The following is a 23,497-nucleotide window of genomic DNA, read 5'->3' as shown; positions in this document are numbered from 1 at the left end:
GTGTGGGGGTCGAGCGGCGTGTGCGTCACGCCGCCGCGGCGACCTCGCGCTCCCAGCCGTCGGCGGTCTCGTGGAAGCCGACCCGGGTCAGGTAGGCCCGCGACTCGGCCGCACCCCGGCCGCCGATCACGAGCCGGCGGAAGCCGTGCGCCGCGAACACGCCGCTGTCCCGGTACACGAACTCGCCAGGCGTGAAGTCTCGGTACCGCGGGGTCACGTAGTCGAGGTCGACGCGGCCGACCCCGGAGCCGGCAGACCGGACGACGACGGCGCCGACGAGCTCGTCGCCGCGGACGACCACGAACGCGGCCGACGGTGCGGCGTCGGTGGCGGCGAACGTCGGGTGGAAGCGGGCGATGTCGGTGGCGTGCTCGTCGAGGAGGTGACGCAGGACGGCGTCGTCGGACGGCACCTCGAGGACGCCGTAGACCTGCTCGTCGTGCCGCTCACGCTGCAGCCGGGCCAGCCAGTAGACGTCGATCACGGCGATGACGCCGTTCATGACGGCGAACGGCCAGATGCCGACGATCGTGTTGTAGACCGTGGCTATCAGGGCCCCGGCCAGGTTCAGCACGCGGAAGCGCAGCACCCTGGCCTGCGTGAGCGAGACGATGACCAGCAGCGAGCCGACCCATCCGACGATCTCGAGCCACACCATGCCGCGAGCGTAGCGAGGGACGAAAAGGGCTCGCGCCGCGCCGGACACCGGCGGATGGTGGGAGCCATGACGACGTGGTCGATCCGTGAGGTGCCGGTCTCCGACACCATCGACGCCCCCGAGGCGTGGTTGCTGCACGGCTTCACGACAGCGATGAACGAGGTCCTGCTCGACGCATGGGGCAACCGGGACTTCGAACGCACCGCGCGGGAGGTCCTCGGGTCGATGCACGACCAGCGCTACGACCGCAAGCCTCGGTGGGTCGCCGTTCGCGACGACGATGCCGACACCCCAGACCCCGACCGAGTTCTCGGGTACGCCCTGGTGAACATGCCGCTGCAGGACAACACCCACACCGCGCACGTCGACTTCGGCGTCCGGCCCGGACACCGCGGTCAGGGCATCGGCACGGCCCTGTTCGACGCGGCGGTGGCAACGGTCCGCGCGGACGGCCGGACCAACCTGACGATGTCGACCGACCAGCGGGTCGAGCCGCCGGACGGCCCCGACACGCTGGCCGCCACGACGGGCTCCGGACGCGTGTCGACGACCGACGCGGGAACCCGGTTCGCCCTGGAGCACGGCTTCGCGCTGGAGCAGGTCGCGCGGTACTCGCAGTTCGACCTGCCGTTCGACCCGGCGTTCGTCGCCGAGCACCGCGCGCAGGCCGAGGCGAAGGCCGGGCCGGACTACGGGATCGTGAGCTGGCGCGGCGCGGCGCCGGAGGAGTGGGTCGACGAGTTCGCCGTGCTCAACACGCGGATGAGCACCGACGTCCCGCTGGGTGGCCTCGACCTCGAGGAGGACGTCTGGGACGCGGAGCGGATCCGCACCACCGAGAAGCAGTTCGAGGAACGCGGGATCGAGCTGCTGGTGCTGGCGGCCGAGCACCTGCCCACCCACACGCTCGCCGCGTTCACGGCCTTCATGGCGGTATCCAGCACCGACGAGTTCGTGCACCAGCACGACACGCTGGTGATCAAGGAGCACCGCGGCAGGCGGCTCGGGATGCTGGTCAAGACGGCGAACCTGCAGCGGCTCGCCGCCGAGCGGCCGAGCGTGCGACGCATCGGCACGTGGAACGCCGAGGAGAACTCCTACATGCTCGCGATCAACGTGGCGCTCGGGTTCCGGCCCGCGGGCGGCGCCGGGGAGTGGCAGCTCAAGCTGAGCTGACGTGCACGCCGTGCGGGATCGCCTGCGACCACCAGCGGCCCCACCGCTCCTGCACCTGCCCGAACGTGACGTCGTCCAGGCCGTACGTGGACAGGATCGCGTCGACGGTGCCGTGCGGCGGGGTGTGGGCCGCGGGCGTCTCCATGAGCACGAGGTACATCTCGGAGATCCCGTGCAGCCGCAACCCGATCTGCAGCGGCGTCACGTAGTCGAGCGTGCCGCCCAGCAGGGTGCCGTCGGGCCGACGGGCCTGCACGTGGCCGCCGACGGGTACCCCACGAACGCCCACGAGCCCCGCGCGGTCGAGCAGGCGGTCGTCGCGCTCCCCGGCGGGCAGGCCGAAGCTGCTGAGCGTGCGGCGTTCCTGGTCCGGGTGCACGGTGACCGCGAAGCGCAGCTGGTGGGCGAACGCGATCCAGCCCTCGTCGACCTCGTCGCGGATGCCGTCGAACGACGACGTCCCCTCGTGGCTGCGCCGGGTGATGGTCAGGTGCGTGTGGTGGGGCTCGTGCACGGCGGAGCGCAGGGTGAGCGTGTCGTGGTGCGGCCAGTGGAGCTCGTGGATGCTCTCGTCGCCGACGACGTCCTGCCGCTCGGTGGGTCCGGCGACGAAGATCTGCTGGATCTCGGCGTTCAGCCCGTCGTAGTCCCACCCGAACCAGCGGTGCACCAGGTCGGGCTCGCGCAGGTGCTTCCAGACGGTGCCCAGCGGGGCGGCGATGTCGATCGACACGATCTGTCGGAGCTCCAGCGTCATCGCCATCACCTCGGTACTCGACCAGCCCAGCGGATCTTCTGACCGTAGCCCGGCCGGGCCGCGCGCGCGATCACTCGAGCGGCAGCACCGCGAGCGCGTCGGGCTCGACCCCGAGGACCACGACGTCGCCGACGGACCACCGCCCGCCCACGGGCCCGAGCGCGGTGACGACGCCGATCCCGTCGACCTCGACCCGGACCTCGGACCGCCCGCGCCGAGACGAGATCCCCCGGACCGTGCCCTTCGCGACGCCGGCCCGGTCGACGACGAACGCGCCCTCGGCCAGCGCCAGCGTCGCCGCCGACGGGGCGACGTCGAGCGCGTCGCGCAGCGGGGCCGCCGCCGGACTGTCGAGCGGCACGAACGCCTCGTAGCCGAGGAACGACGCGACCTCGCGGGTGGCGGGCCGCGTCCACAACGAGGCGGGCTCGTCGACCTGCAGCAGCCGCCCGGCGGCCATGACCGCGACGAGGTCGGCGACGGCGAAGGCCTCGTCCTGGTCGTGCGTGACGAACACGGCGGTGGTGCCGGTGGCGACGAGGGCGGCGCGCAGGTCGACGGCGAGGCGCTCGCGCAGGGCGCGGTCGAGGGCGGAGAGGGGCTCGTCGAGAAGCAGCAGACGCGGTTCCGGCGCCAGCGCGCGGGCCAGGGCGACCCGCTGGCGCTCGCCGCCAGACAGCGTCGCGACCGCACGGTCCTCGTAGCCGGCCAGGCCGACGAGCTCGAGCAGCGAGGTGACAGACGACCCCCGCGGAAGCCCGTACCCGACGTTCCCGCCGACGGACCGGTGGGCGAACAGCTGCCCGTCCTGGAACATCAGCCCGAACCCGCGCCGGTGCACGGGCACCCCCGCCAGGGAGACGCCGTCCCAGGACACGGACCCGCCGGCGAGCGGCTCGAGGCCGGCGACCGCGCGCAGCAGCGACGACTTCCCGCACCCGGACGGACCGAGCAGTGCGACGACGGATCCCGGCGCCACGTCGAGCGAGACGCCGTCGACGGCCGTGCCCGTGGCGTACCGGACGACGACGTCGCGGAGCGACAGACCCTTCACCACTCACCTCCCGCGCCGGGGGCGCGCAGTCGTTCGCAGGCCGCGACGATGCCACCGGTCAGCACCGCGAGCACCACCGACGCGGCGAGCGCCATGCCGTAGGACTCCGCGCCCGGCCTCCCGATGAGCCGGAAGATCACGACCGGCAGGGTGGGCCGGTCCGGCCGGGCCAGGAAGGACGTGGCCCCGAACTCCCCCAGCGACGCGGCGAACGCGAACCCGACGGCGAGGCCCAGAGACCGCGTGGCGATGGAGAGGTCGACCGTGCGCAGCACGCGGCCTGGCCCGGCGCCCAGCGTCGCGGCCGCCTCCCGCATGCGGGGGTCGATGGCCCGCAGCACCGGCAGCACGGTCCGCACGACCAGCGGGACGGCGACGACCGCCTGCGCGATCGGCACGAGCACCGGGCTGGTCCGCAGGTCGACCGGCAGCCCGAACGGGTGGTGCATCGACAGCAGGAACCCGAACCCGACGGTCACGGCCGACACGCCGAGCGGCAGCATGAACAGGGCGTCGAGCCCGACCACGGCGCGCCGCCCGACCGGCCGCCGGGGGCGTCGGGACACGACGAGGGCCACCAGCCCGCCGACGACGAGCGCGAGCACGGTCGCGTCGAGGGCGACCCGCAGGGAGTTGAGCGTGGCCTGCCAGACGGTCACGGTCAGCGCACCGCCCGTGGTGCCGAGGGCCGTGTAGTTGTCGAGCCCGACGCCGTCGCGCGTCTGCAGCGAGCGGACCACGAGGTTGACCAGCGGCAGCGCCAGCAACGCCACGACGCAGGCGGTCACCAGCGTGGCGACGAGGGTGAGCGCGTGCCCGTCGCCGGGGGGCATGCCGGCGGGCCGGCGCAGGCGCAGGGGGCGGACCGTGTCCGCGCCGCTGCTCAACGAGAGCGCCCGCTCCCGCCGCGAGCGCGCCCGCCCGGCCACGGTCAGCACCACCGCGACGACGACGAGCTGCACCACGGACAGCACAGCCGCCGCCTTGAGGTCGAGGAACTGCGTCGTCTGCACCCAGATCTCGGTCTCGATGGTGCCGAACCGCAGCCCGCCGAGCACCAGGACGGCGCCGAACGCGGTCGCGCAGTAGAGGAACGTCAGCGAGGCGGCAGACGCGATCGCGGGCGTCAGCGCCGGGAGCGTCACGGTCCGGAACGCGCGCCACGGCGAGGCTCCGAGCGCGCGCGCCGCCTGCTCCGCCCGCGGGTCGAGCCGCTCCCACAGACCCCCGACGGCCCGCACGACTACCGCGTAGTTGAAGAACACCAGGGCGGCGACGATCGCGGCGAACGTGCCGTCGAGGTGCAGGAAGCCCAGCGGGCCACCGCTGACCAGCAACGACCTGAACGCGACGCCGACGACGACCGTCGGGAGCACGAACGGCACCGTGACCAGCGCCCGCACGACGGCCCTGCCCCGGAACGAGTGCCGGTAGAGCACGTACGCGCCGGGCACGCCGAGCCCGACCGACAGCACGGTCCCGAGCGTGGCCTGCGCGACCGTCAGCCCGACGATGCGCCAGGTCCGGGGCCGCGAGAACACCTCGGCGAAGCCGCTGAGGTCCACGTGCCCGTCGACGACGAACCCTTTCGAGATCATCACCGCGACCGGCCACGCGAAGAACAGCCCGAGGAACAGCAGCGGGACCGCGACGGCCACCGACCAGAACGCGACGACGCGCGCCCGACCGGACCCCACCGCAGGCGGGGCGTCGGGTCGGGCGAGCGTCGAGACGGACATGATCAGCCGATCACCGTGTCCGACCACTGGGTCAGCCACGCCTCGCGGTTCTTCGTGATGTCGTCGGGAGCGACCTCGAACGGGTTCGTCGCCAGCGGGGCGAAGGACGCCCAGTTGTCGGGCAGGGTCGCCGTCGAGCTCACCGGGTACATGTACATGGACCCGGGGATGTCGTCCTGGACCTCGTCGGAGAGCAGGAAGTCGAGCAGCTTCTGCGCGCCCTCCGGATTCGCGGCGCCGGTCAGCACGCCCGCGTACTCCGTCTGCCGGAAGCAGGTGTCCAGCAGCGCGCCGGTGGTGGGCTCGGTGCCGCCCTCGGGCACGGTCTCCGGCGGGGAGGACGCGTAGGACAGGACGATCGGGCGCGGGCCGTTGGCGCCGCCGCCCGAGAAGTCCGTGAAGTAGGCGTCGGACCAGCCCTCCGCCACCTTGAGGCCGTTGGCCTTCAGGGCGGTCCAGTAGGCCTGCCAGCCGTCGTCGCCGAACGCGCCGATCGTGGCCAGCAGGAACGCCAGGCCCGGGGACGACGTGACCGCGCTGGGGACCACGAGCAGGTCCTTGTACTCGGGCTTGGCCAGGTCCTCGAGGGTCACGGGCTCCGCGAGGTCGTGCGACGCGAACCACGTGTGGTCGACGTTGATGCAGACGTCGCCGTAGTCGACCGGCACCAGGGCGCCCTCGAAGGCGTCAGGGTTCGACGACTTGGCGACGACGCCCTCGTCCACCACGCGCGACGCGAACGTGTTGTCGACGCCGAACGTGAGGTCGCCCAGCGGCGCGTCCTTGGTCAGCACCAGCTGGTTGGCCAGCGTGCCGCCGTCGCCCGGCTGCACGACGTCGACCTTCAGGCCCGTCTGCTCCTCGAAGTCGGCGAGGATGCCGTCGGACAGCACGAACGAGTCGTGCGTGACCAGCGTGACGGTGCCGGCCGACGAGCTGGGGCCCGGTTCGCCGGAACCGATGGCCGAGCAGCCTGCCAGCGCCAGAACGGCGGCGGCTGCGACGAGCGAGTGGATCCTCGCCATGGGTGATGCTCCTCCTCAGTCAGAAAGGAGGGGGCCCGCGCGCGCCGACCGCAAGGCCGACGGCGAGGACTGAGAAGCCCGACTCCCTACGCCGGTATCAACCGGATCAGGTTCGAGGGTCTGCGGTGGTCCGCACTCTCAGCGTCCAGACCCGTGGGTCCGACGCTCCCCTGTCGTTCGCCGGTGATCCTACGCCGCTGTTGAGCAGCACGGACCCGCGCGCCGGGCTACGGTCGTCGCAGACCCGTCTCGCACCCACGGAGGATCAGATGTCGGACGCCAAGCAGACGCAGTCGTTCATCGCCAAGCTCGTCGGTACGGTCGCGGCGATCGCAGCCGCCTTCGCCGTCCAGCAGGTGCTCAACCTGGCGTGGAAGGCGGGGACCGGTCACAAGCCGCCGAAGGCCGACGACCAGGGCGACGCCGCGCTGACGGAGGTCGTCGTCGCGGCCGGGGTCGCCGGGGCGCTCGTCGCGATGGCCCGGGTGCTGGCCACCCGCGGGACCGCGCGGTTCACCGCGAAGGCCGACGAGAAGCCGGACCTGAGCCTGACCAGCTGAGGCTCGGCATCGACGTGATGCCGAACTCGCGCAGCACGCGCCTGGCCGCGTACCAGCCGCCCAGCCCGTGCACGCCGGGGCCGGGCGGGGTCGACGCCGAGCACAGGTAGACGCCGGCGCGGCCGGAGAAGTACGGGTCCAGCCGACGCGTCGGGCGCGCGAACAGCTGGCCGATGCTGGCGGCGCCCGCCGAGATGTCGCCGTCGACGTAGTTCTCGTTGTGGTCGCTCAGGTGCGCGGCCGGCGTGCAGCGGGACGTCACGACCACGTCCCGGAAGCCCGGCGCGTACCGCTCGATGTGCCGGGTGACGGCCTCGGTGACGTCGACGGTCGAGCCCTTCGGCACGTGCGCGTAGGTCCACAGCGGACGACGGCCGTGCGCCGCCCGCGAACCGTCGACCACCGTCGGGTCGCTGACCAGCGTCATCGGCAGCTCGGCGTGCTCGCCGCGCGCCACGAAGCCCTCGGCGCGAACCATCTCCTCCCGCGTCCCACCGACGTGCACGGTCCCCGCGAGCCCGACGTCGGGCACGGTCCACGGCACCGGGCCGTCGAGCACGAAGTCCACCTTGGCCGCCGCGTCGCCGTACCGGAACGCCTCGAGGGCGGACCGGGTCCGCGGCGGCAGGCGGTCGCCGAGCACCCCCACCAGCGCGCGGGGCGTGGTGTCGAAGACGTAGCAGTGCGCGAGCGGCAGGTCCTCGTACCGGCGGACCCGGTGGTCGGTGCGGACCGTCCCACCGTGGGCCTCGAGGTCCGCCACGAGCGCCGCGGTGATCGCCCCCGAGCCGCCGCGCGGGATCGGCCAGCCGCCGTCACCGTGCCCGAGGGTGGCCAGCAGGAGCGCCGTGCCAGCCGCGGCGAGCGACGGCAGGAGGCCGATCGCGTGCGCGGCCACGCCCGTGAGCAGGGCTGGCGCGACGACGTCGACGAACCGGCGGTCCCAGGCGCGCGTGCCCTGCTCGAGCACACCCAGCCCGAACCTCGCCGCGGCCCGCGGGTCCATCAGGGGGACCGACCGCTTGTCGCCGAGCGCGACCCGCACGGCGGAGTCCGCGTCGAGCGTGCCGACCAGCGACCGCCACGCCGGGCCGTCCACTCCGAGCGCGTCGACCGTGCGCGCCAGGTCCCGGTACGCGATCCCGGCCCGACCGCCGGACAGCGGATGCGCGTACGACGCCTCCGGCACGAGCAGCTCGACGCCGCGCGCCGGCAGGTCGAACGCGCGGAAGAAGGGCGACGCCCAGGCCATCGGGTGCACGGCCGAGCAGACGTCGTGCACGACCCCGTCGGCCAGGCCGAGGTCGAGCGTCCGTGCGCCCCCGCCGACGGTCGGCTGCGCCTCGAGGACCTCGACCACCAGGCCCGCGCGGGCGAGCGTGACCGCCGCGGCGAGCCCGTTGGGGCCCGAGCCGACGACGACGACGTCGCGCGTGATCATGACCCGGGGCGCTCAGTCCGGGCGCCACCCTGCGCGCGCTCCACGTCGTCGGTGAGCTCGTCGACGACGAGCAGGTCCCGCCGGACCTTCCCGGTGCGGTACCCGGCCCGGCCGACCATGTGCGCCGCGACGGGTGCCGTGAGCATCTGGAACACGGCCACGAGCACCAGCGCCCAGACGGCCCCACCGGACCGCAGCCGCAGCGCGAGGCCGATGAGCACGAGGATCAGGCCGAGCACCTGCGGCTTGGTGCCCGCGTGCATGCGGGCCAGCAGGTCGGGGAACCGCAGCACGCCCACGCCCGCGGCGAACGCGAGGAACGCGCCGCCCAGCAGGCAGACCGCGGAGGCCACGTCGGCGACCGTCGTCCACTGGTCCTGCGTCATCGGACCTCTCCCTCGGCTCCGCCGCCGTGGTGCTCGTCGGGACCCTCACGACGCCCCGAGCGGCGACTCTCCTCCGCATCGTCCTCGGCGTCCATCCGCTCGGCCTCCCGTGCGGCGATCTCCTCGCGCGTCCGCACGCGGCCCTCGCCCTCGGGCTCCACCGACGCGAACCGCGCGATGGTCACCGACCCGACGAAGCCGACCAGCGAGAGCACCACGAGGACCGGCACCACGTCGGCGCGGCGATTGACCGCGGCGTAGATCGCCACCGCCGCGATCATCGTGGTCACCACGATGTCGAGCGCGACGGTCCGGTCGAGCATCGACGGGCCCTTCTCCGCCCGGACCACGGCCAGAGCGAAGCCGATGGTGAGCAGCACCGCGCAGATCGCGACGACGACGGTCATGCGCGAACCCCCAGCCCGGCCGCGGCCAGCTCCTCGTCGGACGCGAATGCCCGTAGCACCCGTTCCTCCTGGTCGAGCACGGCCTGCCGCGCCGCCTCGATCCCGCCGCTGCTGCGCACATCGAGCACGTGCAGGTACAGCATCCCGGTGAGCCGGTGCGCCTCGACGACGAGCGAGCCGGGCACCAGCGAGGCCAGCTCCCCGGTCATGGTCAGGTAGAGGTCCGAGTGGCTGCGCAGCTGCACGCCGATGACCGCGCCGCGCGGCACGTACCGAGGGCGCAGCGCGATGAGGCTCACCTCGAACGACGCCCGGACCAGGTCCGCCGCGAACCGCACGAGCAACCGGACCAGCCCGACCGGCCGGATCCGCCCGTGGAACTCGATGGGTGCCATGCGCAGCCCGGTGGTCACGGCCAGCGCGATGAGGAGACCGGCCAGCACGTTGCCGACGGACAGGTCGCCCCACAGGAACACCCAGACCACGGTCAACCAGGCAACCGTCGCCCACTGGGTGCGCCAGGCTCGTCGGCGCGGGTGCAGGCTCATGGGTGGTCCTCCGCCACGTCGTCGGACACGCCCTGGCCGCGCTCGCCGTCGGGCAGCACGGCGTCGACGTAGGGGGTCTGCTCGGTGAGCGAGACGGCCGCGCGCTCGGTGTAGGCGTACAGGGGACCGGCGGCGACGGTGAGCAGAAGGCCGACGGCGACCAGGGCGGCGGTCGGGGCGACCATGCCGAACGGCAGGCGCACGGGCGGGCGTGGCGTCTCCGGCACCTGCCAGAACGCCTTGTTCCACGCCTTCACCAGCGCGTAGAGCGTGAGCAACGACGTCAGCACGCTGCCGACGACCAGGACGTACGCCAGCGGAGTGCCCACTTGTACACCGGCTTGCAGCAGCCCGACCTTGCCCAAGAACCCGGACAGGGGCGGGATGCCGGCCAGGTTCATGGCGGGCACGAAGAAGAGGATCGCGAGCACCGGGGTGAGCTTGGCCAGCCCGCCCAGCTTGGTCAGCGACGTCGAGCCGCCGGCACGCTCCACCAGGCCCACCACCAGGAACAACGCGGTCTGCACGGTGATGTGGTGGGCGACGTAGTAGATGGCGGAGGTGTACCCCAGGTCGGTGGCCAGCGCGACGCCGAACACCATGAAGCCGATGTGGCTGACCAGCGTGAACGAGAGCAGTCGCTTGATGTCGTCCTGCGCGACCGCGCCGAGGATGCCCACCACCATCGTGGCCAGGGCGGCCCACAAGAGCGCGTTGTCCAGCCGCCCGTCGGGGAACAGCAAGGTCTGCGTGCGGATGATCGCGTACACGCCGACCTTGGTCAGCAGGCCCGCGAACACCGCCGTGACGGGCGCGGGGGCGGTCGGGTAGGAATCCGGAAGCCAGGCGGACAGCGGGAAGATGGCGGCCTTGATGGCGAACGCGAGCAGCAGCAGCACCTGGAGGACCAGCCGCACGCCGGGGTCGATCTCGGGCAGCCGCAGCGCCAGCTGCGCCAGGTTCACGGTGCCGCAGGCGGCGTAGATCATCGCGATCGCGACGAGGAACAGCACCGAGGACAGCAGCGCGACGACGATGTAGATGGTCCCCGCGCGGATGCGCTCGCCGGAGCCGCCGAGGGTGATGAGCACGTAGCTGGCGGCCAGCAGGATCTCGAACCCGACGTAGATGTTGAACAGGTCGCCGGACAGGAACGCGTTGGCCACGCCGGCGGTCAGCACCAGGTACGTCGGGTGGTAGATCGAGACGGGCGCGGACTCCTCGTCGTCCTCGCCGCCCTGTGCCAGCGAGTACAGCAGCACGCAGAGGGTGACCGCGCTCGAGATGGTGAGCATGAGGGCCGACAGCCGGTCGGCCACCAGGTCGATGCCCACGGGCGCGGCCCACCCGCCGACGTCGACCACCAGCGGGCCGTCGTCGGCAAGGATCAGCAGCGTCACGCTGGCCACCAGCACGAGGCTGAGGGCGACGACGGACACCAGCCGCTGAACGTTCGGGCGGCGGTACAGCGCCAGCGCCAGGCCGGCCGCGGACAGCGGGATGACGACGGGCAGCGGGACGATCCAGGTGAGGTCGCTCATGACGTCCCCCTGTGAGCGCGTGCGGGCGCGCCCTCGTCCGTCTCGTCGCGAGCCTCCGCCGCCTCCTCGTCCAGCGTCTCGACCCCGACCGCCATGTCGGAGTCCGTCACCGCCAGCTCGTCGAGCGCGGCGAGCCGGGCGATGCGGCGGTCCTCGACGTCGTCCTGGACCTCGTCGTGCCGGTGCAGCTGCCACGACCGGTACGCCAGGGCCAGCAGGAACGCGGTCATGCCGAGGGTGATGACGATGGCCGTGAGCACCATGGCCTGCGGCAGGGGGTCGCTCATCTGCCCCTCGGGCGTCGCGCCGACGATCGGCGGCCGGCCCGCCGCGCCGCCGGCCACGAGGAACAGCAGGTTCGCGCCGTTGCCGATGAGGATGACGCCGATGAGCACGCGGGACAGGCTGCGCTCGAGCAGCAGGTAGACGCCCGCGGCGAAGAGCACGCCGATGGTGACGACGAGGACGATGTTGGGGCTCATGTCGATCACGGCACGCCCCCGCCCCAGCTGGCGGGCTTGGCGCCCGCCTGGACCTGCGACGGCACGTCCCGGTCGCTGTCGATCGCACCGCCGGCGGCGTCGACGGCCACCGGGTCCTCGCCGGTCTCCGCGCGCCGGTCGATCTCGGCCCCGAGGCTGCGCAGGATGTCGAGCACCAGCCCCACGACCACCAGGTACACGCCGATGTCGAAGAACAGCGACGTCACCAGGTGCAGGTCCCCGATCACGGGCAGGTGGATGTCGATGATCCACGACTGCAGGACCTCGCCGCCGGCCAACAGCGCAAGCAGCCCGACACCGGCCGACAGGAACAGCCCGAGCCCGAGCAGCAGACCCGGCTGCACCGGAGCCGCCTCGCCCAGCTCGTACCGGCCGCCCGCGAGGTACCGGACGATGAGCGCGATGCCGGTGACCAGGCCCGCCGCGAACCCTCCGCCGGGCGCGTTGTGGCCGCTGAACAGCAGGAAGACCGAGTAGACGATCATCGTGTGGAAGAGCAGGCGGACGACGACCTCGAAGATGACCGACCGCCGCTGCGGCGCGAGCGTCCGGCCGGCCTGCAGCCACTCCTGTCCGCGGGCCGCGCTGGACGGCACCGCCGACTCGTCGCGGTCGGCMACCATCCCGCCGGCGTCCACCAGCGCCTCGTCGCCGCCCGGCCGGCGCAGCTCGGCCATCGGGTCCTCCGTGCCGCCCCACACCGCGCGGTCCTTGCGCGCGTCCTGCGCCCGGTAGATCGCGCCGGCTCGTCGGGACAGGAAGACGAGCGACGCGACGCCGGTGGCCGCCACCAGCAGCACCGAGATCTCGCCCATGGTGTCCCAGGCGCGAATGTCGACCAGCGTGACGTTGACGATGTTCTTGCCGCCGCCGAACAGGACCGCCTCCTCGGCGAAGTCCGTGGACACGGGCAGGTGCGTCCGGGCGCCGGGCGCGACGAGCGCGACGCCGGCCACGGTCAGCCCGACCGCGAGCCCGAGCGCCAGCCGGACCCAGCGGCTGGCGGCGAGCGGCCGGTCGGAGAAGTACGGGGGCAGCCGCCGCAACACGAGCACGAAGACCACGAGCGTGACGGTCTCCACGAGCACCTGCGTGAGCGCGAGGTCGGGGGCGCCGTGCAGCAGGTACAGGCCGGCCACCGAGTACCCGCCGATGCCCAGCAGAATGACGGCCTTGAGCCGCCGCCGCGCGCGGACGACGAGCAGCGCGGAGACGATCGTGCCCGCGGCGAACACCAGCTGCGCGGGGTTGTCCCAGACCGTGAAGCTGGTCGGGAACGTGGTGCTGACCAGCGTCGTCACCCCGACGGCGAGCACGAAGACCACGAGGATCATGCCGAGGTAGAGCGGTAGGGAACCGCGCTGCGTGATCGCGGTGACGTCGGCCGCGACATCGTCGAGCCGCCGCATGAACCGCCGGTAGACCACGTCCGCCTCCGGCCCGCGGTAGCCCCCGGACTGCCACCGCTCGACGCGGTCCCGGACGAGGAAGAGCAGCGCGCCGGCCAGCAGGATCGCGAGCGTGAGGACGAACGTCGGCGTGAACCCGGCCCAGATCACCAGGTGCCCGGGCGGCCCCTCGGGATACGTGTCGGCGTACGGCCGCAGCAGGTGCTCGCCCAGCTGCGGCAGCAGCGCGACGGCCAGCCCGAGCACCGCGAGGATCATCGCCGGCCACACCAGCAGCAGCGACGGGTGGGTGATTGCCGCCGGGCGGGCGTCGTCGTGCGCGGCCTCGCCCAGCGAGGTCCCCGGCTCGGTCGACTCCTCAAGGGCCTCGGGCACCACGGCGGGCTTCGTCGCGAAGGCACCCCACCACAGCCGCAGCCCGTACGCGACGGTCAGCACGGAACCGACGGAGACGGCGACCAGGATCACGGTGTCGTCGCCGAGCGCCTCGAGCCCCGCCTCCTTGGCCACGTACCCGGCGAACGGGGGCAGCCCGATCATCGACGCCGTGGCCAGCGCGCCGGCGAGCGCGGTCAGCTTGAGCTCGCGGCCGACGCCCGAGAGCCGCCGTAGGTCGCGCGTGCCGGTGGCGGCATCCACGACGCCGACGACGAGGAACAGCGCCGCCTTGAACATCGCGTGCGCGCCGAGCAGCGCCAGCCCGGCCAGCGCCGTCGCCCGCGTGCCGAGCCCGACCAGCAGGATGATCAGCCCCAGCTGGCTGACGGTGCCGAACGCCAGGATGAGCTTGAGGTCATGCTGCCGCAGCGCCCTGTACCCGCCGAGCAGCATGGTCCCGCAGCCGAGCACGACGATCGTCCACTGCCACGTCGGGTCCAGCGAGTACGCCGGTGCGAACCGCGCGACCAGGTAGACACCGGCCTTCACCATGGCCGCCGCGTGCAGGTACGCGCTCACCGGGGTGGGCGCAGCCATCGCGGCGGGGAGCCAGAAGTGGAACGGGATCAGCGCCGACTTGGTGATCGCGCCGGCGAGCAGGCAGACGATCGCGACGGTCACCGCGGGGGTGCCCTGCGGCGGGTTCGCGATCACCTCGGACAGCCGGTACGTGCCCGCCGCCTCGCCCAGCAGCACCAGGCCGACCAGCATCGCCAGGCCGCCCGCGGTCGTGATGACGATGGCCTGCATGGCCGCGCGCCGGCTCGCCTTGCGTTCGTTGTAGTGGCCGATGAGCAGGTACGACGTCACCGTCGTCAGCTCCCAGAACACGAACATGAGCAGCATGTCGTCGGCCGTGACCAGGCCCAGCATCGCCCCGGAGAACCCGACGAAGACGCCGCCGAACCGTCCGAGGCCCGAGGCGCTCGTCTTGAAGTACGCCGAGCAGTAGACGAGCACGAGGGCGCCGACGCCGCCGACGATGAGCGTCATCAGCCACGACAGGGTGTCCAGCCGGAACGTGAGCTCCAGCCCCAGCACGGGAATCCACTCGACCTGCTCGACGGGCCCGTGCCCGGCCTGCACCTGCGACGTCCAGCTGAGCGCCCAGACGGCCGCGGAGGCCGGCGCGAGGGCCAACACCCAGAAGGCCTTGCGGCCCATCCACCGGACGAGCAGGGGCGCGACGACGGCTGCGGCCAGGTTGACGGCGAGCAGCAGCAGCACGTCCGGCTCCGTCCTGTAGGGCGGGTGGTCGGTCGGTCGGTCGTTTGTCGGTGGTCAGGCGCAGGTACGGGCACGCGTCGAGGACCTGGAGAAAGCGCCCCCGCGATGCACTGAAGATTTGGTCAAGACTCTACCAACGGATTTCCCACGGCTCCTCCCACGGCATCCCTTCGGCGCTCCGCCAGGGCGTCCGAACCCGCCACACTTGTGACGTGAGGGGCCTGCGGGGTGCGTGGCCCGCCCCACCCTCACCACGGGCACCAAGTGCGGCAGGGTCGGACGGTGGCCGGGCTCGGCACGCCCGAGTCGCGGGCGGGCGGCCGCTACCGTGGCGGCGTGGATGCGCTGCAGCTGGTGTGCCTGGTCATCGTGATCGTCGCGACCGTGGTCGGGGTCGCGATCTTCGCGCGCGGTGCGGGCGCCATCGTGCGGACCGTCCGCATCGGGCGGCCTTCCCCGGGCCGGTGGGCCCCGGTGGGCCCGCGCTTGGCCACGCTGGCGCGCGAGGTGTTCGGCCACGGGCGGTTCCAGCACCGACCGGTGGTCAAGGTCGCGCACTGGGTGGTGATGGTCTCGTTCGCGGTGCTGTTCCTCACGCTGCTCACCGGGTACGGACAGGTGCTGGTGGACCCGTCATTCACGCTGCCGCTGATCGGCAACTTCCTGCCGCTGGAGTGGGCCATCGAGGCCATCGCGTGGGCGTCCCTCGTCGGCATCCTGGTCCTGATCACCCTGCGGGTCCGCCTCGGGTCCACCGATCGCGAGTCGCGGTTCTTCGGGTCGAACCAGGCGCAGGCGTTCTTCGTCGAGGCGACCGTGCTCGTCGTCGTGCTGTGCGTGCTCGTGCTCCGCGGCCTCGAGTACGCGCTGGGCACGCAGGACGCGTGGCACTTCCCGCTGACCGCCTGGTACGGGTCGTCGTGGAGCGGGGTGGCGACGACGACGTTGGAGGCCGCCATCGTCGTCGTCGCGACCGTGAAGATCGTGGTGTCGATGTCGTGGTTCGTCGTGATCGGGCTGCAGCCCACGATGGGGATCGCCTGGCACCGGTTCCTCGCGATCGTCAACGTGTACGCGCGCCGCGAGCCGGCCGGGGGCGTCGCGCTCGGTCCGCTGCAGCCCATGCTGCTGGCCGGCAAGCCCGTCGACCTGGAGGCGCTCGAGGACCTTCCCGACGACGCCCGCCTCGGCGTCGGCGCCATCGAGGACTTCACCTGGAAGGGCCTGCTCGATTTCTCGACCTGCACCGAGTGCGGCCGCTGCCAGGACCAGTGCCCGGCGTGGGCGACCGGCAAGCCGCTCTCGCCGAAGCTCGTGACGCTGGCCCTGCGGGACCACGCGGCCGCCACGGCGCCGTACCTGCAGGCGGGGACCCACCAGGGCCTCGACCTGCTGGGCTCCGGTGTCATCGACCCGGACGCCCTGTGGGCCTGCACCACGTGCGGCGCGTGCGTGCAGCAGTGCCCGGTCGACATCGAGCACGTGGACGCCATCGTCGACATGCGGCGCTACCAGGTGCTCATGGAGTCGGCGTTCCCCAAGGAGCTTGGCGGCACGTTCACCAAGCTCGAGCGGCAGGGCAACCCGTGGGGGCTGCCCGCGCGGAACCGGCTGAACTGGGCCAAGGGGCTGGACTTCGACGTGCCGGTGGTCGGCGTCGACGTGGAGTCGGCCGCGGAGCTCGAGTACCTCTTCTGGGTCGGCTGCGCGGGCGCGTACGAGGACCGGGCCATCCGCACGACGAAGGCCGTCGCGGAGCTGCTGCACACCGCCGGCGTCAGCTTCGCGGTGCTGGGCGACGGGGAGTCCTGCACGGGCGACCCCGCGCGGCGGGCGGGCAACGAGCTGCTGTTCCAGATGCTGGCGAGCGCCAACGTCGAGATGCTGAACGAGGTCGGCGCTCAGCGGATCGTCGTGACCTGCGCGCACTGCTTCAACACGATCGCCCGCGAGTACCCCCAGCTGGGCGGCCGGTACGAGGTGGTCCACCACACCGAGCTGCTCAACACCCTGGTCGCCGACGGCCGCCTGACCCCGCTGGCCTCGACCGACGAGCGGACGGTGACCTACCACGACCCCTGCTACCTGGGCCGGCACAACCAGGTGTACGCCCCGCCGCGCGAGCTGCTCGGCGCGATCCCCGGCCTGGCGCTGGCCGAGATGCCGCGCAACCGCGAGCAGTCGTTCTGCTGCGGCGCGGGCGGTGCGCGCGTGTGGATGGAGGAGTCGATCGGCACGCGGATCGGCACGGTCCGGGCCGACGAGGCGATCGCGACGGGCGCCGACGTCGTCGCGACCGCCTGCCCGTTCTGCACCGTGATGCTCTCCGACGGCGTCGCCGCGTCCCACACCGTCGGCGTCCCCGAGGTCACCGACATCGCCCTGCTCCTGCTGGAGCGCGTGAAGGAGGCACCGTGACCCGCACCCGCGAGCAGCGCCGCCAGGACGCGCTCTACCGCCTCGGCCACGACGTCGACGGGTGGGTTGCGACGACCGACACCGACACCGGCGCGCCGCGCCTGACGCCGCTCTCGTTCCTGTGGCACGACGAGGGGCTGATCCTCTCCACGACGGCCAGCAGCCCGACAGCCCGGAACCTCGCGACGAACCCGTCGGTGCAGGTGGGGATCGGCCTGACCAGGGACGTCGTGCTCGTGCAGGGGACGGTGGAGGTGCTGGGGACGGTCTCCGACGAGCTCGGCGACGAGTTCGCGGCGAAGGCCGGGTTCGACCCGCGCGCGCTGTCGGCCCCGTACCCGTACTTCCGGCTCACGCCGCGGACCATCCAGGTATGGCGCGAGGAGGATGAGCTGACCGGCCGCTGGCTCATGCGCGACGGGGTCTGGCTCTAGCCACTCACTCCTCCTCGAGCAGGTCCCAGTCCGTCTCGATCTCGACGGACCGCGCCGCCGTCCACGTCGCCAGCTGGTCGGTCGCGTGCGGGTTGTCGGGGTCGCCGGACGCGCCGAACGGCACCCCCCATCGGCTGCGGCGGCGGTCCCCGAGGTCCCACACCCACCGCGCCACGGACCCACGCCACGACCGGTCGCTCAGCCCCGGCACGCTCGCGGTGCAGCGGACGCAGTCCGTGTCGCCGGACAGCGCGACCGGATCGACCACCGGGCCGGGGTACCCGAGCAGCACGGGTAACGCCTGGAGGCGATGCCGGTCACCCCAGGGCTCGTCGGTCGACGACGCGGCTCGCTCCAGGGCCTCTCGGGCCACCGCAACCCCGTCGATCCCGAGCGTCTCCGCCGCCAGCAGCTGCGGCAGCGCGTCGGCGACCCGCGCCGCCACCGCGAGCGAGGGGTCGAACAAGACGCCGCGGCCGTGCGGCCGGTGCAGCGGCGCCAGGGTCGGGTGCGCGGCGAGAAGCCGGGCGACCTCAGTCCGCCACACCGCGAACGCGCCGGCGTCGGCGCTGCCCGCGGCCATGTGCCGGTCCCACGCGAGCAGCCGGTCGCGCAGCGCGGCGGCCTCCGGCGAGAGGTCGTCGGCACGACGGGCCCACCCGAGCAGCTCGTCGGCGCTGCCCAGGAGGGTGTCGCCGTGGACCTCGCTCATGTCGGCGGCYGTCCACGCCCGGTCCTCGGACAGCAGCGCCCGGATCCGTCGCGCCCGGTGCGGCGCGACGTACGCGCGCCCGAGGTCCCGCTCGGCCGCCGCGGGCTTCTCGTTCGCGTCGACCGCCACGTCGAGCACGGGCGCGGGATCGGCCAGCCGGTGCCACGGCGCCGGTCGCGCGGCGTCGGACCAGGCGTCGTGGGGGAGCCGGCGATCCTGCGGCGACCGGGTCACGACGAGGCCCGCGTCGAAGCTCAGCACGGCCCCGTCGACGTCGGCCGCCAGGACGCGGTTGACGGGATCGACCCAACCGCGCAGGGCTTCGGCGACGTCTCGTGCGGACCGGGACCGGAGGAGCGGCAGCAGGCAGGAGAACCCGACGTCGGAGGCCACGCGGGCCGGGAACCGGACGCTCAGGCCGTCGAGCACAAGCGGCCCCCGGTCGGTCTCGACCACCTCGACGGTTTCCGGCGCCTCGCCACGGACCAGGATCGTCTCGGTGTGCCGGGCCACGGGCGCCCAGCCGTCGGGCCCGAGCGCGGACAGACCGTCGCCGGAGAGCCGCTCGCGGAAGACCTCGACGTGGTGCGCGATCGCGTTGGTGATCCCCCACGCCGCCGTCCCCGTGTGGCCGAAGTGCTGCACGCCCGGCACCCCCGGGAACGCGAGCCCGAGCACGTCGAACTCGTCGCACGCGAGCCTGACCTGCTGGTACACGCCCGGCAGCTCGATCATCCGGTGCGGGTCGCCCGCGAGCAGCGGCCTCCCGGACACGGTCCGCGACCCGTGCAGCGCCCACGCGTTGGAGCCCGACGACTCCGTCTCACCCGCCTCGAACAGGTCGATCGCGGGCTCGCCGAGCGTCAGGCGCACGTGCTCGTTCCACAGGAGCCGCGGGAACATCGAGAAGAGGGCGTGGTTGACGAGCATGATCCCGAGGGGGGCCCATCCCGGCCACGGCTCCTGCGGCGTGACGGACCCGAACCGCGCGTCGAGCGCGGCTCGCTCGGCGACGGGCCGCACCAGCTCCGCGTTCACGCCCGCCACGTACGCGTCGACGAACGCGCGGTCCTCGTCGACGAGCGCCGCGTAGGCGCGCTGCGCCGTGTCGGCCAGTCGCGCGCGCCGGGCGAACCGGTCCCACTCGACCCCGTCGGCCCCGACCCGCTCGGCCAGCCGCCCCTCGGCCCGCCACCGGCCGACCTCGATCTGCCACCCGCGGTCGCGCGCCGTGACCAGTCCCTGCTCGTACGCCAGCGTCAGGTGGTCGGCAGCGCGCACGTGGGGCACGCCGAGCGCGTCGCGGTAGACCGTCATGCGGTCGGGTTCCCGGGCGGCTCGTGCACGCGGAGAGCCCCTTCTCGGCGGTGGGCGGAACCCAGGCGGTTCTCGGCACCGCCAACGTAGCGCGATCCGGACATCCGTCGACCGCGACGGAGCCCACCACCGCGCCCCGCGACCACCGTGTCGAATCGATCCGTTCTTCCTCGAGGAATGCGCTATCCAATACCCGCCGCCGATGTCACGATGGAACCCGTGACCGACGGCCCCCACCCTCACCTCGCCGTGATCGACATCGATGGCGCCCACCCGGTGCGCTCGGTGTTCCGGCTCCTCGGAGCCCACCGCCGCCGGGTGCTGAGCGCCGTCGCGTTCTTCACGCTGAAGGACATCCCGCTCTGGCTCATGCCCGTGATCACCGGCAAGGTCATCGACGTCGTCGTCGCCGGCGGCCCGACCAACGAGCTCTGGCTATGGGCGGCGATCGCGGTCGCCGCGCTGCTGCAGAACTACCCCAACCACGTGCAGTGGACCAAGCTCTTCATGGGTGCGGTCCGGCAGATCGGCGCCGACCTGCGCAACGGGCTGACCGCCCGGCTGCAGAGCCTGTCGATCGGCTTCCACAGCAGGGTGAGCGCCTCGATCGTGCAGACCAAGGTGGTCCGCGACGTCGAGAACGTCGAGGTGATGCTCCAGCAGATCGCGCATCCGTTGCTCAGCGCGACCATGGTGATGCTCGGCGCGATCGTCATGACCGCGCTGGCCGTCCCCGAGTTCCTGCCCGTCTATGCGCTGACCATCCCTCTCGCCGTCCTGCTGCGGGCCGTGCTCGCCCAGCGGTCGCGCGAGCGCAACGAGTCGTTCCGGCGCGAGGTCGAGCACTTCTCCGCACGCGTGGGCGAGATGGCGACCCTCATGCCGATCACCCGCGCGCACGGCCTGGAGGCCACGGCCGAGGAGCGCGTCGCGGTCGGCGCCGAGGGCGTCCGGTCCGCCGGCTACCGGCTCGACGTCCTCAACGGCCGGTTCGCGTCGCTCAGCTGGGTGAGCCTGCAGCTGCTCGGCGTCCTGTGCCTGGTGCTCGCCGCCTGGGTGTCGATCACGGGGTTCATCACCATCACCGCCGGGCAGGTGGTGCTGCTCAGCTCGTACTTCGCGCTCATCACCGGCTCGGTGACCAACCTGCTCATGCTCCTGCCCATCGGCGCCAAGGGCCTCGAGTCGGTCCGGTCCATCGCCGAGGTCATGCAGGAGCCGGACCTCGAGGAGAACTCGGGCAAGCGTCGCGTCGAGCACGTCGAGGGTCGGCTCACGCTCGAGCACGTGCACTTCCGGTACCCCGACGCCACGGCCGACGCCCTCGACGGCATCGACCTGACCATCGAGGCCGGCCAGACCGTCGCGTTCGTCGGCCCCTCCGGTTCCGGAAAGTCGACCGTGCTCAACCTCGCGCTCGGCTTCCTGCGGCCCACCGGCGGACGCCTGCTCCTCGACGGCGTCGACACCGCTCACCTCGACCTGCGCTCGGTCCGCACCCACGTGTCGGTGGTGCCGCAGGAGTCGGTGCTGTTCGAGGGGTCCATCCGCGACAACGTCGCCTACGGCATGCCCAAGGTGTCCGACGAGCGCGTGCGCGCGGCCCTCGTCGACGCCAACGCCGCCGAGATCGTCGACGCCCTCCCCGACGGCTGGGACACGGTCGTGGGCGAGCGCGGCGCCCGGCTCTCGGGCGGCCAGCGCCAGCGCATCGCCATCGCCCGCGCCCTGGTCCGCGACCCCCGGATCCTGCTCCTCGACGAGGCCACGTCGGCCCTCGACCCCGAGTCGGAGGCGGCGGTCAAGGAGGCCCTCGCCCGGCTCATGCGCGGCCGCACGACGCTCGTCGTCGCGCACCGCCTGTCGACCATCCGCTCCGCCGACCGCATCGTCGTCCTGGACGACGCCCGGGTGGTCGAGGTCGGCACGCACGACGACCTGCTCGCCGCCGACGGCCGCTACGCCCGCCTGCAGCGCGCGCAGCAGGTCTGATCAGCGCTCGAACGCCCACGTGCGGTCGGTGAGCATCCGGGCGACGGCGAGCCCGATGGCGAGCGCGGCGACGACGAGCGCGGCCTGCACTCCGTAGTCCAGCGCCTCGACGGTCTCGCCGTTGGAGAGGTGGAAGACCGCCCGGTAGACCAGCACGCCGGGCACCATGATCGTGACCGCCGGGACGTAGACCGTGATGCGCGGGACGTCGAGCCGCGGCGCGATGACGGCCGTGAGCAGGCCGACGACGAGCGCAGCGATGGCGGCCGCCGCCTGCGGCGGGACCGCCGCCTCGACCAGGTGGATGCGCGGCACGTTGGCGACCATGCCCACGCTCGCCGCCGCGAGCGCGATGCGCCACGGGCTGTTGAACATGAGCGCGAAGCCGAGCACCCCGAGGAAGCTGGCGACGAGCTGCAGCGCGATCAACGGCCCGCCGCTGAGTGCCGCCGGGCTGGGCGGGTCGGGCGTGAGCCCGACGACGAGCGACAGCGCCCAGACGGCCAGCCCGGCCGACGTGAGGATCATCAGCGCGTAGGTCAACCGGGCGACCGCCGCCGAGAAGTCCAGCTTGGCCAGGTCGAGGAAGCCGGTCACCAGCGGGAACCCCGGGATGAGGAACAGCACCGCCGACACGTACCCGACCTCGTGCCGGCCGCCCGTGACCCCCGCCGCCTGCAGCAGCGTGACGAACCCGAGGTAGCCGAGGCACGCCACGGTCGCGGCGAGCATGGTGACGCCGAACTGGTTGAATTTCCGGTGCAGCATCGTGCGCCGTAGCGCCTGCCCCAGGTAGGCCCCGACGAAGACGCCGGCGATCTCGACGACGCCCCCGTTGTTGAGGAACGAGAAGGCCGCGCAGGCGATGGCCGCCCACAACGCATTGAGCGGCACCGGGTAGAGCGGCGGCTTGCCGGCGATCCGGTCCAGCTCGGCCGTGACGTTCTCGACCGTGGCCGGCCCCGCGGTGTCGAGCCGACCGACCAGGCGCTCCAGTCCCGCGAGCCGGTCGACGTCGACGCCGATGCTGCGCACCTCGGTCACCTCGGTGCGGAAGCTCGCCTCGCGGTGCGACGTGGTCGTGATCTCCGTGAGCGTCACGTGCGCCTCGTGCCGCTGGATCCCGAGCGCGCGGGCGACCCGCGCCATCGACGCCTTGACCCGGTACGCGCCGGTGCCGGCCGACAGGCTCAGCCGCCCGACCTTCAGCACCACGCCGGAACGACGGATCAGCTCGAGCTCGTCGTCGTCCGGCGTCCTGGGCACGACCCCATGATGTCGTGTGCGTGGCCCGTCCACGGGGCCGATCGTCCCGCTACGGGCCCGCAACCACGCGGAGCATCCGCAGCAGCTCCGCCTGCTCGTCGGGCGACAACCGCCCCAGCCGCTCCGCCGCGCCCTCGTGCCGCTGCGCGGAGATCGCCGCCAGCAAGGCGCGCCCGGACGGGGTCAGCTCCAGCAGGGTGGCGCGCCGATCGGTCGGATCGGGCAGTCGGCGGACCAGCCCGTCCTGCTCGGCGACATCGACCTTCGAGGTCACCGACCGCGGCGCGACGTCCAACGCCGCCGCGAGCTCCCCGAGACGCCGCGGCCCGTCGCACTTCTCGAGCGTCCGCAGCAGGCGCAGCTGCCCGGGCGTGGTGCCCTGGAGCTCCAGCCGCTCGGCGGCATCACGCCGCACGCCCCGGAGCACGCCGTAGAGCAGCTCGAGCAGCTCCCCCGAATCGTCCACGGCGGTGAGGTTACCGCATGTTG

20 protein-coding genes and 1 riboswitch are annotated in these 23,497 nt (G+C 72.9%); of the genes, 5 read left to right on the top strand and 15 right to left on the bottom strand.

The features are described 5' to 3' along the window. Positions 1-25: 25 nt before the first annotated feature. Positions 26-658 carry a hypothetical protein gene (locus tag AC1DYZ_RS07155; protein WP_477064512.1) on the bottom strand — a complete coding sequence of 211 codons (633 nt, stop codon included), beginning with the start codon at positions 656-658 and terminating at the stop codon, positions 26-28. Positions 659-724: 66 nt separating this feature from the next. Between AC1DYZ_RS07155 and AC1DYZ_RS07150 the strand changes: the two genes are divergently transcribed. Beyond that, positions 725-1,834, top strand: coding sequence for a GNAT family N-acetyltransferase (locus AC1DYZ_RS07150; RefSeq protein WP_477064511.1), 1,110 nt, complete (start codon positions 725-727; stop codon positions 1,832-1,834). On the opposite strand, the gene AC1DYZ_RS07145 is transcribed toward AC1DYZ_RS07150, so the two are convergent. The 4 genes from AC1DYZ_RS07145 to AC1DYZ_RS07130 form a co-directional block, all read right to left on the bottom strand. Next, the gene (locus AC1DYZ_RS07145) at positions 1,821-2,591 is read right to left on the bottom strand and encodes a hypothetical protein (RefSeq protein WP_477064510.1); all 771 of its coding nucleotides are present in this window, start codon (positions 2,589-2,591) and stop codon (positions 1,821-1,823) included. The two genes, AC1DYZ_RS07150 and AC1DYZ_RS07145, sit on opposite strands and share 14 nt — an antisense overlap. Before the next feature lie 70 nt (positions 2,592-2,661). Beyond that, positions 2,662-3,645 (bottom strand): ABC transporter ATP-binding protein, encoded by a 984-nt coding sequence (locus AC1DYZ_RS07140; RefSeq protein ID WP_477064607.1) that lies wholly within the window; start codon positions 3,643-3,645, stop codon positions 2,662-2,664. Continuing rightward, complete coding sequence (locus AC1DYZ_RS07135; RefSeq protein ID WP_477064509.1) at positions 3,642-5,384, bottom strand: ABC transporter permease; 1,743 nt, start codon at positions 5,382-5,384, stop codon at positions 3,642-3,644. The genes AC1DYZ_RS07140 and AC1DYZ_RS07135 overlap by 4 nt, the downstream gene beginning before the upstream one ends. A gap of 2 nt (positions 5,385-5,386) precedes the next feature. Further along, positions 5,387-6,409, bottom strand: a complete 1,023-nt coding sequence (locus tag AC1DYZ_RS07130) for a thiamine ABC transporter substrate-binding protein (protein ID WP_477064508.1) — start codon at positions 6,407-6,409, stop codon at positions 5,387-5,389. Positions 6,410-6,475: 66 nt separating this feature from the next. Beyond that, positions 6,476-6,591: riboswitch (TPP riboswitch) on the bottom strand. Positions 6,592-6,678: 87 nt separating this feature from the next. On the opposite strand from AC1DYZ_RS07130, the gene AC1DYZ_RS07125 reads away from it, so the two are divergent. After that, positions 6,679-6,969, top strand: coding sequence for a DUF4235 domain-containing protein (locus AC1DYZ_RS07125; protein WP_477064507.1), 291 nt, complete (start codon positions 6,679-6,681; stop codon positions 6,967-6,969). On the opposite strand, the gene AC1DYZ_RS07120 is transcribed toward AC1DYZ_RS07125, so the two are convergent. From AC1DYZ_RS07120 to AC1DYZ_RS07090, 7 genes are read right to left on the bottom strand one after another with little or no spacing between them, the layout of a single operon-like run. Continuing rightward, complete coding sequence (locus AC1DYZ_RS07120) at positions 6,923-8,410, bottom strand: phytoene desaturase family protein (RefSeq protein ID WP_477064506.1); 1,488 nt, start codon at positions 8,408-8,410, stop codon at positions 6,923-6,925. The genes AC1DYZ_RS07125 and AC1DYZ_RS07120 overlap by 47 nt on opposite strands. After that, positions 8,407-8,796 carry a monovalent cation/H(+) antiporter subunit G gene (mnhG, locus tag AC1DYZ_RS07115; RefSeq protein WP_456825662.1) on the bottom strand — a complete coding sequence of 130 codons (390 nt, stop codon included), beginning with the start codon at positions 8,794-8,796 and terminating at the stop codon, positions 8,407-8,409. The genes AC1DYZ_RS07120 and mnhG overlap by 4 nt, the downstream gene beginning before the upstream one ends. Beyond that, on the bottom strand, positions 8,793-9,203 hold the full coding sequence (locus AC1DYZ_RS07110; protein ID WP_477064505.1) for an MrpF/PhaF family protein: 411 nt from the start codon (positions 9,201-9,203) through the stop codon (positions 8,793-8,795). The genes mnhG and AC1DYZ_RS07110 overlap by 4 nt, the downstream gene beginning before the upstream one ends. Next, positions 9,200-9,751, bottom strand: coding sequence for a Na+/H+ antiporter subunit E (locus AC1DYZ_RS07105; protein WP_456825664.1), 552 nt, complete (start codon positions 9,749-9,751; stop codon positions 9,200-9,202). The genes AC1DYZ_RS07110 and AC1DYZ_RS07105 overlap by 4 nt, the downstream gene beginning before the upstream one ends. Beyond that, positions 9,748-11,292, bottom strand: coding sequence for a Na+/H+ antiporter subunit D (locus tag AC1DYZ_RS07100; protein WP_477064504.1), 1,545 nt, complete (start codon positions 11,290-11,292; stop codon positions 9,748-9,750). Before AC1DYZ_RS07100 ends, AC1DYZ_RS07105 begins: the two co-directional genes overlap by 4 nt. Beyond that, a complete protein-coding gene (locus AC1DYZ_RS07095; RefSeq protein ID WP_477064503.1) occupies positions 11,289-11,774 on the bottom strand; it encodes a Na(+)/H(+) antiporter subunit C in 486 nt (161 codons plus the stop codon). The genes AC1DYZ_RS07100 and AC1DYZ_RS07095 overlap by 4 nt, the downstream gene beginning before the upstream one ends. A 5-nt stretch (positions 11,775-11,779) precedes the next feature. After that, positions 11,780-14,869, bottom strand: coding sequence for a Na+/H+ antiporter subunit A (locus AC1DYZ_RS07090; protein WP_477064502.1), 3,090 nt, complete (start codon positions 14,867-14,869; stop codon positions 11,780-11,782). A gap of 336 nt (positions 14,870-15,205) precedes the next feature. Between AC1DYZ_RS07090 and AC1DYZ_RS07085 the strand changes: the two genes are divergently transcribed. Together AC1DYZ_RS07085 and AC1DYZ_RS07080 are read left to right on the top strand one after the other, a co-directional pair. Continuing rightward, positions 15,206-17,287 carry a (Fe-S)-binding protein gene (locus tag AC1DYZ_RS07085; RefSeq protein WP_477064501.1) on the top strand — a complete coding sequence of 694 codons (2,082 nt, stop codon included), beginning with the start codon at positions 15,206-15,208 and terminating at the stop codon, positions 17,285-17,287. Beyond that, on the top strand, positions 17,284-17,721 hold the full coding sequence (locus AC1DYZ_RS07080) for a pyridoxamine 5'-phosphate oxidase family protein (RefSeq protein WP_477064500.1): 438 nt from the start codon (positions 17,284-17,286) through the stop codon (positions 17,719-17,721). The genes AC1DYZ_RS07085 and AC1DYZ_RS07080 overlap by 4 nt, the downstream gene beginning before the upstream one ends. Positions 17,722-17,725: 4 nt before the next feature. Here the strand turns inward: AC1DYZ_RS07080 and AC1DYZ_RS07075 are convergent, their stop codons facing one another. Further along, on the bottom strand, positions 17,726-19,750 hold the full coding sequence (locus tag AC1DYZ_RS07075; RefSeq protein ID WP_477064499.1) for a penicillin acylase family protein: 2,025 nt from the start codon (positions 19,748-19,750) through the stop codon (positions 17,726-17,728). Positions 19,751-19,960: 210 nt separating this feature from the next. Between AC1DYZ_RS07075 and AC1DYZ_RS07070 the strand changes: the two genes are divergently transcribed. Continuing rightward, on the top strand, positions 19,961-21,742 hold the full coding sequence (locus AC1DYZ_RS07070) for an ABC transporter ATP-binding protein (RefSeq protein WP_477064498.1): 1,782 nt from the start codon (positions 19,961-19,963) through the stop codon (positions 21,740-21,742). Here AC1DYZ_RS07070 and AC1DYZ_RS07065 read toward each other — a convergent pair whose 3' ends face one another. Together AC1DYZ_RS07065 and AC1DYZ_RS07060 are read right to left on the bottom strand one after the other, a co-directional pair. Then, the gene (locus AC1DYZ_RS07065) at positions 21,743-23,008 is read right to left on the bottom strand and encodes a threonine/serine exporter family protein (RefSeq protein ID WP_477064497.1); all 1,266 of its coding nucleotides are present in this window, start codon (positions 23,006-23,008) and stop codon (positions 21,743-21,745) included. It abuts the gene before it with no gap. A 49-nt stretch (positions 23,009-23,057) separates the two neighbouring features. Next, positions 23,058-23,474: a MarR family winged helix-turn-helix transcriptional regulator gene (locus tag AC1DYZ_RS07060; protein ID WP_477064496.1), complete on the bottom strand. Its 417-nt coding sequence runs from the start codon at positions 23,472-23,474 to the stop codon at positions 23,058-23,060. Positions 23,475-23,497: the final 23 nt, after the last annotated feature.

The organism is Cellulomonas sp. P1_C4 (genome assembly GCF_056406355.1).
The sequence above is the reverse complement of the archived record's forward strand: the minus strand, read 5'-3'. Positions and strand labels throughout refer to the sequence as shown.